Source organism: Actinoalloteichus caeruleus (assembly GCF_049311605.1).
GTDB lineage: Bacteria > Actinomycetota > Actinomycetes > Mycobacteriales > Pseudonocardiaceae > Actinoalloteichus_B > Actinoalloteichus_B caeruleus.
In genome coordinates this window covers 2,933,175-2,946,197 of the sequence record NZ_CP186005.1, presented here as the reverse complement: position 1 = coordinate 2,946,197, position 13,023 = coordinate 2,933,175, and the positions used below count along the sequence as shown (strand labels likewise).

Here is a 13,023-nt window from a genome sequence, read left to right as displayed (position 1 = left end):
GGACGGGCCGGCGCGCCGCTCGGACACCATCCGGTCGGTACGGGGTGGCGGTCAGTCGCGCGGCATGTCCCCGCCGTCGAACTCCAGCGAGTTCTCGATCTCGGCGATGACCAGTTCCTCGACGGTGTCGGCGAGACCCGCGACGGTTGGGTGGTCGAAGAGTGCTCGTGCGGTCGGATCCACGTCGAAGGCCTCCCGGATGCGCGCGACGACACGGAGGCTGAGAACGGAGTTCCCTCCGAGGTGGAAGAAGTCGTCGGTGACCCCGACCTTGTCCACGCCGAGGACCTCGGCCCAGATCTCGGCCAACGCCTCCTCGGTCGGTGTCCCCGGGGCCACGTACTCCGCCTCCGGGTGGACCTCCGGAGCGGGCAGGGCGCGGCGGTCGGTCTTCCCGCTGGCCGTCACCGGCAACTCGTCCAGGACCACCCACCCCGTGGGCATCATGTACTCCGGTAACACCCGACCCGCCTGCTCCCGCACCCGATCCACCACCACCCCAGCGGTATCGGCCACCAGATAGGCCACCAACCTCGGTACCCCCGGCTGGTCCTCCCGCACCACCACCACCGCCTGCCCCACCCCGGGACACGCCCCCAGCACGGTCTCGACCTCACCCAGCTCGATCCGATAACCCCGGATCTTGACCTGGTCATCCACCCGACCGGCGAACTCCACCACCCCCGAGGCCGTCCACCGGCCCACATCCCCGCTCCGGTACACCCGAGCACCGGCCGCCCCCACCGGGTGGGCCACGAACCTCGACGCGGTCAACCCCGCCCGCCCGGCATACCCCCGGGCCAGTTGCACCCCGGACAGGTAGATCTCGCCCCACACCCCGACCGGGACCGGGCGCAACCGGTCGTCCAGGACCAGCACCCCGGTGTTGTCCACCGGCCGACCGATCGGCACCGATGCCGACGAGGGATCCCCGGTCCCGGGATCCCGGTCACCTCCTTCCGGGGATCGCCCGTCCGGGGTGGGGCAGGGCCACCAGGTCACATCGATCGCGGCCTCGGTCGGCCCGTACAGGTTGACCACCGGCACCCCCGGCACCCGCCGGGCCCACCGGTCCACCACCCCCGGTGGCAGGGCCTCCCCCGAGCACAGCACCCACCGCAACCCCCCGCACCGGGCCACCCCGTCCTCAGCCACGAACGCCGCCAGCATCGAGGGCACGAAATGGGTCACCGTCACCCCCACCCGCTCGATCACCCCAGCCAGGTAGGCCGGGTCCCGCTGCCCACCCGGACGGGCCAGCACCACCCCGGCCCCGGTGATCACCGGCCAGGCCAGTTCCCACACCGACACGTCGAACCCGATCGAGGTCTTGTGCAGGACCCGGTCCCCAGTGCCCAACGGGAACGTGCGGACCATCCAGTCCAGGTGCGCCACGATCGCCTGCTGGGAGACCACCACCCCCTTCGGGCGGCCGGTGGAACCCGACGTGTACACCACATACGCCGCCTGCGCGGGGTGGACCGTGACCGGGCTGGGCTCAGACGCACGAGTGATCTCCGCGCGGGCTGGTTCACTGTCGATCACCAGCGTGTCGATGTCGGCGGGCAGGCTCCCGACCAGGTCCTCGGTCGTGATCACCAGGGCCGGGGTGCTGTCCTTGAGGACGTAGGCGATCCGCTCGGCCGGGTACTCCGGGTCCACCGGCACGTACACCCCACCCGCGGTCCACACCGCCCACACCGCGACCACCGAGTCCACCGACCGGGGCAGCACCACACCCACCCGGGACTCCACTCCCACACCCCGGGACCGCAACACCGCGGCCACCCGGGCCACCCGGGCGGTGAACTCGGCATAGGACAGCCCGGCACCGGTATCGGTGAGCACCGCTGCTGCTTCCGGGGTCCGTCCGGCCTGCCGGGCCAACAACCCCGCCAGGTCCACCACCGGTACCGGACGGTCCGTGGCGTTCCAGTCCGTGACCACCTGCTGGTACTCGGTCTCGCTCAGCAGCGGGACATCCCCTACCGGTTGACCGGGATCGGCACCGAACAGCTCCGCCGCGCGCAGCCAGTGCCCGGACCACCGGCGGATCGTGTCCACCTCGAACAGGTCCGTGCTGAACTCCACCAGTGCCCGCAACCCTCCCGTGCTGGTGGGCTCGAAGTGCCACGAGACCTCGAACTGGGCTGCTTCCCGGGGCAGGTCGCACTCGACCGCCTCCACCCCGGAGAGCACCACCGGCTGCGACGGGGTGTTCTGCAACACCACCAGGGCCTGCACCAACGGGGTCCTGCTGGTGTCCCGCTCGGGCACCAACTCCTCCACCAACCGGCTGAAAGGCACGTCCTGGTGCGCGAACGCCCCCAACACCGTCTCCCGGACCCGCGCCAGCAACGCGGCGAACGACCCACCCGGCTCGACCCGGGAACGCAGCACCACGGTGTTGACGAAGAACCCGACCACGTCCTCGACCTCGGCCCGGTCCCGGCCCGAGACCACCGTCCCCACCGCGATGTCGTCCTGCCCGGAATGCCGGGACAGCACCAGCTGGGTGATCGCGGCCAACGCCATGAACAGCGTGGCCTCCCCGTCCCGGGCCACCGAGGTCAGCCGGGACACCACTCCGGCCGGGACCTCGAAGGTGTGGACCGCACCGGCACCGGTGCGCACCGCCGGTCGGGGGTGGTCGGTGGGCAGTTCCAACACCGGCAGACCGGTCAGCTGGTTCCGCCAGTAGTCGAGGTGCCGTTCCCAGTCGGGACCGGAGGCGTTCCGCTGCTGCCACACCGCCCAGTCCACATACCGCACCGGGGGTTCTGGTAGTTCCTCCGTGACCAGGCCGAGACCCCTGTCGTAGAGGACACCGAGATCTCGGAGGATCACGGCCTCCGACCAACCGTCGGTGACGATGTGGTGCATCGTCAGGACGAGGACGTGCTGGTGGGTGGCTTCTCGTACCACCAGGGCGCGGAAGAGCGGTCCGGTTCGCAGGTCGAAGGGCGTGCTCATCTCCGAACGCAGGAGCACGGCGGTCGCGTCTCCGCCTCCGGCGGAGGTGCCGACGAGGAGGTCAGCGACCTCGACGACGCGGAAGTCCGGTTCCAGGTGAGGGTGGATCACTTGGGCGGATTGCCCGTCCACCTCCGCGAAGGTCGTTCGCAGGGCCTCGTGCCGGAGTACCAGCGCCGCCAACGCACCGCGCAGGACGTCCAGGTCCAATGTTCCCGAGAGCCGGTAAGCCAGCGCCGTGTTGTATTCGACGCTGCCGGGGGTGAACTCCTCCAGGAACCACAGCCGTTGCTGCGCGAAGGACAGTGGCAGTGCGCCGGTTCCGTCGGAGCGGGGGATCGCGTCGACTTCGCTACCGGTCGACAGAGCACCATCCACCTCGACCGCCAGACCGGCGATCGTCGGCGAGTCGAACAGAGCGCGCGGCGGGATGCTCACCTTCAGCCGAGCACGGATTCGGGCGACGGTTCGGATGCTCACGATGGAGTCACCACCGAGGCGGAAGAAGTCGTCGGTGACCCCGACCTTGTCCACGCCGAGGACCTCGGCCCAGATCTCGGCCAACGCCTCCTCGGTCGGTGTCCCCGGGGCCACGTACTCCGCCTCCGGGTGGACCTCCGGAGCGGGCAGGGCGCGGCGGTCGGTCTTCCCGCTGGCCGTCACCGGCAACTCGTCCAGGACCACCCACCCCGTGGGCATCATGTACTCCGGTAACACCCGACCCGCCTGCTCCCGCACCCGATCCACCACCACCCCAGCGGTATCGGCCACCAGATAGGCCACCAACCTCGGTACCCCCGGCTGGTCCTCCCGCACCACCACCACCGCCTGCCCCACCCCGGGACACGCCCCCAGCACGGTCTCGACCTCACCCAGCTCGATCCGATAACCCCGGATCTTGACCTGGTCATCCACCCGACCGGCGAACTCCACCACCCCCGAGGCCGTCCACCGGCCCACATCCCCGCTCCGGTACACCCGAGCACCGGCCGCCCCCACCGGGTGGGCCACGAACCTCGACGCGGTCAACCCCGCCCGCCCGGCATACCCCCGGGCCAGTTGCACCCCGGACAGGTAGATCTCGCCCCACACCCCGACCGGGACCGGGCGCAACCGGTCGTCCAGGACCAGCACCCCGGTGTTGTCCACCGGCCGACCGATCGGCACCGATGCCGACGAGGGATCCCCGGTCCCGGGATCCCGGTCACCTCCTTCCGGGGATCGCCCGTCCGGGGTGGGGCAGGGCCACCAGGTCACATCGATCGCGGCCTCGGTCGGCCCGTACAGGTTGACCACCGGCACCCCCGGCACCCGCCGGGCCCACCGGTCCACCACCCCCGGTGGCAGGGCCTCCCCCGAGCACAGCACCCACCGCAACCCCCCGCACCGGGCCACCCCGTCCTCAGCCACGAACGCCGCCAGCATCGAGGGCACGAAATGGGTCACCGTCACCCCCACCCGCTCGATCACCCCAGCCAGGTAGGCCGGGTCCCGCTGCCCACCCGGACGGGCCAGCACCACCCCGGCCCCGGTGATCACCGGCCAGGCCAGTTCCCACACCGACACGTCGAACCCGATCGAGGTCTTGTGCAGGACCCGGTCCCCAGTGCCCAACGGGAACGTGCGGACCATCCAGTCCAGGTGCGCCACGATCGCCTGCTGGGAGACCACCACCCCCTTCGGGCGGCCGGTGGAACCCGACGTGTACACCACATACGCCGCCTGCGCGGGGTGGACCGTGACCGGGCTGGGCTCAGACGCACGAGTGATCTCCGCGCGGGCTGGTTCACTGTCGATCACCAGCGTGTCGATGTCGGCGGGCAGGCTCCCGACCAGGTCCTCGGTCGTGATCACCAGGGCCGGGGTGCTGTCCTTGAGGACGTAGGCGATCCGCTCGGCCGGGTACTCCGGGTCCACCGGCACGTACACCCCACCCGCGGTCCACACCGCCCACACCGCGACCACCGAGTCCACCGACCGGGGCAGCACCACACCCACCCGGGACTCCACTCCCACACCCCGGGACCGCAACACCGCGGCCACCCGGGCCACCCGGGCGGTGAACTCGGCATAGGACAGCCCGGCACCGGTATCGGTGAGCACCGCTGCTGCTTCCGGGGTCCGTCCGGCCTGCCGGGCCAACAACCCCGCCAGGTCCACCACCGGTACCGGACGGTCCGTGGCGTTCCAGCCAGCGATGGAACCGGTGTCCTCCGGCGTGAGGACTTCCAGGTCTCCCAGGTTCCGGTCGGGGTTGGTGGCGATCTCGGACAGCGCCCAGGCGAAACGGGCCGCGACCCGCCCGGCGGTGTCCTCGGTGAACAACTCCGGGTCATAGGACAACCACGCCTCCACCCGGTCCCGGGCATACACCGTCACCGTCACCGGGTAGTTCGTCGCCTCCACCGCCTCCACACCCGACACCCGCACCCCGGATGCCGACCCCGCCTCCTGAACCGGGTAGTTCTCGAACACCACCAGGCTCTGGAACAACCCCACCCCCGCCGGCAGCTCCGACTCGATCCCGGTCAACGGCACGTAATCGAACTGGCGGGCCTCCACCTGCCGGGCCTGCACCCCCGACACCCACTCCCCCACCCGCACCCCCGGATCACACACCACCCGCACCGGCAGGGTGTTGATGAACAACCCCACCATCTCCTGCGAACCCACCACCTCAGCCGGTCGACCTGACACCGTCGCCCCGAACACCACATCCACCGTGCCGGCATGCCGGGCCAACACCAACGCCCACCCGGCCTGCACCACCGCGTTGACCGTGACCCGCTCCTGCCGGGCGAAGGAGAACACCGCCTCCGAACCCGCCGTGGTCAAAGGCACCCGGACACGGGCGGTGGACTCCGAACGGTGTGCCCGGTCAGGGGCACGGTCCCAGGGCAGGGCAGTGGGCTGGTCGAACCCGGCCAACGCCTCCCGCCAGTAGGCCCGCCCGGTGGTCTGGTCCTGCCGGGTCAACCACCGCAGGAACTCCCCGTACTGGCGGCGTCCCACCGGGCTCCGGCTCAGCGCCGGGTCAAACCGCGGCCGGGGCCGATCCCCAGTCTCCCCATGACGAAGCGCGTCGTACTCGTGGAAGACGTCATCGAGGAAGGTCGTGGTGCTCCACCCGTCGAGCAGCAGGTGGTGGAAGGTCCACACCACCCGCACCCGGCCCTCCCCCAACCCGGCCAGCAACACCCGCATCAACGGGGCCCGCTCCAGATCGAAGGCCACCCCCTGATCCCGCCGCTGGTACTCCCGCCACCGCCGGTCCTGCTCCCCACCCTCGTAACCCGACCAGTCCTCCACGGTGATCGGGACCTCAACCTCACGGTGCACCACCTGCACCGGGTCCGGCACCTCACGCCAGGCCACCGACACCCGCAACGCCTCATGAGCGTTGACCACCCGCTGCCAGGCCACCGCCACCAACCCCGGTTGATCCACCCCCTCCAGAACACAGGACAACTGCTCCAGATACGCCACCGACGCCGGATCGGCCACCGCGTGGAACAACATCCCGGCCTGCAACCCCGTCAACGGGTACAACTCGGTGACCGCACGACCGGTCCCGGCCAACCGGGTCACCGTGTCCTGGTCCAACGCCACCAACGGGAAGTCCGACGGGGACACACCCCCGGCCCCGGGCTGGCGGCAGTGAGCCACGAACCCCGACAACTCGGTGAGGAAGGACTCCGCCAGGCCATGAACGGTGTCCTCGTGGTGCAGGCCTGGGGAGTACCACCAGTCGATCTCCAACCGGCCGTTGCGGACCTGGGCCACGACCTCCAGCAGGTGAGTACGGGTTTCTCCCGGGTGGTGCTCGCCACCGGGGTTGAGCCGCCAGTCCCCGATCCACTCCTGCTCACCGGTGGTGGTGTCGAACTGGCCCAGGTAGTTCAGGCTGATCCGTGGTTCCCGGTCGGTGTCCAGCCCCGAATCCGGGCTTCCCCCTCCGGTGAGGTAGCGCAGTGCCCCGTACCCGATCCCCCGGTCGGGGACCCCACGGAGTTGTTCCTTGACCGCCAGGACATCACCGGCCCATTCCCCCCGCGGGGACAGTTCCACGGTGACCGGGTAGATCGAGGTGAACCAGCCCACGGTCCGGGACACCTCCACCCCCGGCAGGACTTCCTCCCGACCATGGCCCTCGACCGTCACCGGTACCCGGGGCCACCCGGTCCACCTCCGCACCGTCCGGGCCAGCCCGGTCAGCAGGACCTCATCGATCCTGGTCCGGTACACCCCGGGCACGTCCTGCAGCAACTCCCGGGTCGTGGTCTGGTCCAGTACCACCCGCACCCGGTCCTGGGCTCCGACCGAGTGGTCCCCCTCGGCAACGTCCACCGGAAGCCGTAGGTCCTGACTGGTGGGGATGGCCTGCCGCCAGTAGTGGAGTTGGTCGGTGAACCCCCCGGCCCGGGTGTGCTCCCGCAGGGCCTGTGCCCAGTGGGGGAACGCGGTGGTCTTCACCCCGAGGTCCACCGGTCGTCCGGTCACTGCCTGGTGGTAGGCGGTGGTCAGGTCCTCCCGCAGGATCCGCCAGGACACCCCGTCGACCAGTACGTGGTGGGCTACCCATACCACCCGCAACCGGTCCCCACCAGCACCACGGCCGAGGAGAACACGCGATAACGGGCCTCGTTGCAGGTCCAACCCTGCCTGCGCCGCGACCACCGCCCGCTGCCACATGTCATCAGCGGTGTCCTCGACCGGTAGGTCCACTACCTGGATGACCTCGTCCAGGTCCACCTCGGGCAACACCACCGGTGTCCACGCACCCGCCGTGTCCCTGCGCAGCACCATGCGCAGCGCGTCGTGGTGCTCCACCACCGCGCCCACCGCCCGCCGCACCACCACCAGATCGGTGTCCGGGGGCAGGGTGAACCCCGCGGAAAGGTTGAAATGCTCCGGGCCCACCGGGTGCGTGGTGGTGAACCACTCCAGGACCGGGGTCATCGGGAACGCCCCCGACACCCGACCCTGCTCGGCCCCCACCGTTCCGGGTTCCCCGTCAGGGGATGACAGTCCTGATGCCAGGGCAGCGATCGTCTGGCGTTGGAACAACTCCCGGGAGGTGAACACCACCCCCGCCGCTCGGGCCTTCGACACGACCTGGATGCTCAGGATCGAGTCGCCACCCAGCTCGAAGAAGTTGTCGGTCACCCCGACCCGGTCCAACCGCAGCACCTCAGCCCACACCTCGCACAACACCTTCTCCACCTCGGTGCGCGGTGCGACATGACGGTCAGCGGACTGGAACTCCGGGGCTGGTAACGCCGCCCGGTCGACCTTCCCGTTCCTCGTCAACGGCAGTTCGGGGAGCACCACGAAGGCGTGGGGGACCATGTACTGGGGGAGCGTCGACCGGACCACGGCAGCGAGATCGGTGGAAGTCGGTACCTCGTCCCCCTCCTCGGCGACGACGTAGCCGACCAGGCGTCGTGCTCCCCGCCCGTCCTCGTGGAGCGTGACGCACGCCTGGCGGACGTGGTCCTGGGTGGTCAGTGCGGCTTCGATCTCTCCCAGCTCCACTCGGAAGCCACGGACCTTCACCTGGTCGTCCAGCCGACCGACGAACTCCAGTCCAGCACCGTCGGTCCGCCAGCGAACGAGATCTCCCGTCCGGTACATCCGGCTTCCCACCGCACCGAACGGGTTGGCCACGAAACGCTCCGAGGTGAGAGCGGCCCGTTTCGCGTAACCCCGTGCGAGACCGAGTCCGGCGATGTACAGCTCGCCGACGACACCGACGGGGGTGAGCCGGAGGTCGGGGTCGAGCACGAGGGTCGTCGTGTTGGGCAGCGGGCCACCGATGGGCGGGGGGCCGTGCAGTTCGGTGGTGAACGGTCCGCCGAGGGAGGCGCACACGGTCGTTTCGCTCGGCCCGTAGCCGTTCAGGAGTACACGGTCGGCGGCCCACCGCTGCACCGTCTCGGTGCTGAGAGCCTCACCTCCCGCGACCACGACCCGCAGGTTCGGGAGTTCCGCCGTCGGTAGCGCTCCGAGCAGCACCGCCGGCAGCATGGTGTGCGAGATCGTCCGGTCCCGCAGCAGTTCGACGAGCTCCGCACCGACCGGGAGCTCGTTCGTGTCCGGCAGGACCAGGGAAGCTCCGGCGACGACGGTCATGAGCACATCGGCCACCGCGACGTCGAAGCTCGGGGACACGTACTGCAGGACTCGGCTCGCCGAGCCGAGTCCCAGCTCCTCGACGTGCGTCCTGGCCATCCCGATCGCCGAGGAGTAGGCCACGACCACGCCTTTGGGACGCCCGGTCGAGCCCGACGTGTAGATCACGTAGGCGGCCTGCGCGGGAGCGGCGGGCGAGGTGACCGCCACCGGATCCGAGGCATCGGAACCGGTCAACTCCTCGTCCACCACGAGCCCGGCGACACCGTCCGGAACCAGGTGGTGAAGGGTCGCGGTGGTGAGCACCAACGCGACCTCGCCGTCGGCGAGCATGAAGGCGATGCGTTCGGCGGGCAGGGCCGGGTCGACGGGGACGTACACGCCGTTCGCCGCGAGAACGGCGAGCATCGCCACCACCGAGTCAACCGAACGGGGCATGAGCACGGCGACCCGGGTCTCGGCGCGCACTCCTCGCGCGCGCAACGACGCGGACAGCCAACCTACCCGCGCCGCCAACCCCGCGTAGTCGAGTCGGTCGGTTCCCTGCTCGACGGCGACCGCGCCGGGGGTGTGGTGTGCGTGGGCCGTGAGGATCTCAGGGACCGACCCCACCAGCAGTTCGGGGCGATCAGCTCCAGAGGCGAGCGCACGCAGCTCGGCGTTCTCCCTGGCGTCGACCACGGGTACCTCCGCCAGTGACCGTCGTGGATTGGCGGTGAGTTCCCCGGCGAGGACGACCCAGTGCCGCGCCAACCGCTCCACCGTGCCCGCGTCGAACAGATCCGTGTTGTACTCCACCTCCACCCACAACCCACCCGGACGCTCCCAGAACTCGAACGTCACCTCGAACCGAGCCGACTCCCGAGCCAGCGGAACCCGCTCCACCCCCAACCCCGGGAAATCACCCCACTCGCCCACCGAGTTCTGCAACACCACCATCACCTGCGCCAACGGAGACCGCGACGCGTCCCGCTCCCCCACCACCGCGTCCACCACCCGGTCGAACGGCACATCCTGGTGCGCGAACGCCTCCAACACCGTCTCCCGGACCCGCCCCAACAACGACGCGAACGAATCCTCACGGCCGATCCGCGACCGCAACACCAGCGTGTTGGCGAAGAGCCCCGTGATCTCCTCGAACTCGGCGCGGTGGCGACCGGAGGTCACGGTGCCCACGGGAATGTCGTCCTGGCCGCTGTGCCGGGACAGCAGCACCTGGGTGACGGCGGTGAGGACCATGAAGAGGCTGACGCCGTGCGCTCGGGCCGCGCGAGCGAGTGCTTCGCTGGTCTCGACGGGCACCGTGAGCTTGTGCACCGCGCCGTGGGTGGTGTGGACGGGTGGCCGGGGACGGTCGGTGGGGAGGTCCAGGGTGGGGAGGTTCGCGAGGCGCGCTCGCCAGTAGTCGATCTGGTCGTCCCAGGCCCCGGCGGTGACCTGCTCCCGCTGCCACACGGCGTAGTCGGCGTACTGGGCGACCGGCAGCGGCGGGCGGGGCACGCCGCTGCCCGTGAGCTGGCCCCGATAGCGGTCCGCGAGTTCCCGGACGAATAGACCGACGGACCAGCCGTCGGTGACGATGTGGTGCATCGACAGGACCAGCACATGGGAGTCCGCGTGCTCGCGGACGACGAGCACCCTCGCGACGGGGCCGGTGCGGAGGTCGAAGGGGGTGGTGGCCTCGGCGTGGAGCAGTTCGTCGAGGTTGGAACCCTGGCCCGCCGCTCGGCCGGTCAGGTCGACGAAGGTGAACGGCACCTCGGCGGTCGCGTGGATCCGTTGCCTTGCCTGGCCGTCGACGGTGTCGAAGGTGGTGCGGAGGGACTCGTGACGTGCGACGACCTCGGCGAACGCCGTTCGCAGCGCGTCCAGGTGCGGCGGCTGGCCTGCCAGGCGCAGCGCGATACCCGTGTTGTACTCGACCCCACCGGCGGTGAACTCGTGCAGGAACCAGAGCCTCTCCTGCGCGAAGGACAGGGGCAGGGGCCTGCTCAGGTCGGCGGGGCGGAGGTCGACGCCGGAGGCACCGGGGTTCCGACCTGGCCGGGCCGAGACAGCCTTGTCGATCAGGGGGGCGAGGGCCGCGACGGTCCGGTGCTCGAACAGCATCCGGGTGGAGAGGTCGTCGGTGAAGCGCGCCCTCAGCCTGGAGAGAACCCGCAGCCCGCTGATCGAGTCGCCACCAAGATCGAAGAAGTCGTCGGTGACGCCGACCCGGTCAAGCCGAAGCACCTCGGCCCAGGTGTCGCACAGCGCCCGTTCGGTCTCCGTGCGGGGTGCCACGTGGGTCCCGCCGGAGTTGGGAGCTGGGGCGGGCAGGGCCGCTCGGTCGATCTTCCCGTTGGGGGTGAGCGGGAGCGCGTCGAGAACGAGCACGGAGACCGGCACCATGTACGCCGGGAGCACCGCCCGGAGTTCCGCCCTCGGATCGCCGTGGATCCCGTCCCCGTCGTCCGACGGCACGACGTACCCGACCAGACGACGCAGGTCAGGGCCGTCCTCCAGAACGGTCGCCACCGCCTGCCCGACTCCCGGGAGCTCCGCGAGAGCGGCCTCCACCTCGCCCAACTCGATCCGGAAACCGCGCAGCTTCACCTGGTCATCGGAACGACCGACGAACTCCACGCCGCCGCCCGGCAGGCTCCGTACCAGGTCGCCGGTCCGGTACGCACGCGCGCCGGCCGCGTCATCGAGGGGAGCGGCCACGAAGCGGCCCGCAGTCAGACCGGGTCGTCCCGCGTACCCGCGCGCGAGTCCCGTCCCACCGAGGTAGAGCTCGCCGACCTCGCCAGTCCGGACCGGACGCAGCCACCGGTCCAACACCCACATCCGAACGCCGTCCATCGGCCGCCCCAACGGGACCCGGCCGGCTGCGAGCTCCGTCGCGGGGACCGCGCCGCACACCGCGAAGGTGGTTGCCTCGGTGGGGCCGTACACGTGCACGAACTCGGTGTCCGGGGAGGCCGCCCGTGCCCGCGACCAGACCGGTGGTCGGGCCGCCTCACCTCCCGTCCACACCTGACCGAGTCGGGACCACACCCCCGGGTCCTGCTCGGTGAGGAGCCCGAACAGGGCGGTGGTGACGAAGACAGCGGATACCCCGTGCTCGGTCACCATCCGGGTGAGGACGGCGACGTCGAGATCGCCTGGTGGGGAGACCACGACCGTCGCTCCCCGCAACAGGGGTACCCAGATCTCGTAGACGGCGGCGTCGAAGGCGTGGGGGGAGTGGAACAACACCCGCTGGTGCGCGGGTTCCCGCCACCGCCGGTCCTCGGCCAGGGACAGCACGGCCCCGTGCGTCACCACCACGCCCTTGGGCCGTCCGGTCGACCCGGAGGTGTACATGACATAGGCGGCCGAGGTCAGGGGGACGACGGCGCTCGTGCCCCGGTCCCCGTCACTCCCGGCAGGGTCGGGTTCGACGAGACGGACAGTGGACGGAACCCGGTCGTGGTGGTCAGGGTCGGCTACCGCGACGGTGATTCCGAGGTCCTCGCACATCCACGACACCCGCTCGGCGGGTGTGCCCGGGTGCGCGGGGACGAACACCGCACCGGCACGCAGGATTCCGAGCCAGACCGGGAGCACGGCCGGCCCCCGCTCCAGCGCGACCAACACCGGAACCTCGGGACCGGCTCCGAGACGGCACAGCTCCGCGGCCACGCGACCCGACCACTCCCACACCTCGGCGTAGGTGAGGGCTCCGCCGTCGAATCGCACCGCGACGGCATCCGGACGTTCGTCGACCATTCTTCCGAATTGGTGGTGCACCGATCCGGAAGCTCGCGTGATCGCGTTGGGGGGGTCGACATGGACGACAGTGCCGGACCGGTCTCCGGCCACCGACGACACATCAACCATGCGTTTCCCCCAAGAGCAGACGACATGCTGGTTGGGAGCAGCCAGGACACTCCT

At 70.5% G+C, this 13,023-nt stretch carries 1 protein-coding gene; it reads right to left on the bottom strand.

Translation table 11 applies throughout. The features are described from left to right. Positions 1 to 51: 51 nt before the first annotated feature. Entirely contained in the window at positions 52 to 12,858 is a 12,807-nt protein-coding gene (locus tag ACOJVX_RS12095) for an amino acid adenylation domain-containing protein (protein ID WP_422647542.1), read from the bottom strand. Positions 12,859 to 13,023: the final 165 nt, after the last annotated feature.

What these genes read in the sequence shown, in the direction of transcription:
- ACOJVX_RS12095 (WP_422647542.1), bottom strand. Translation starts at nt 12,858, where the DNA reads ATGGTCGACGAACGTCCGGATGCCGTCGCGGTGCGATTCGACGGCGGA.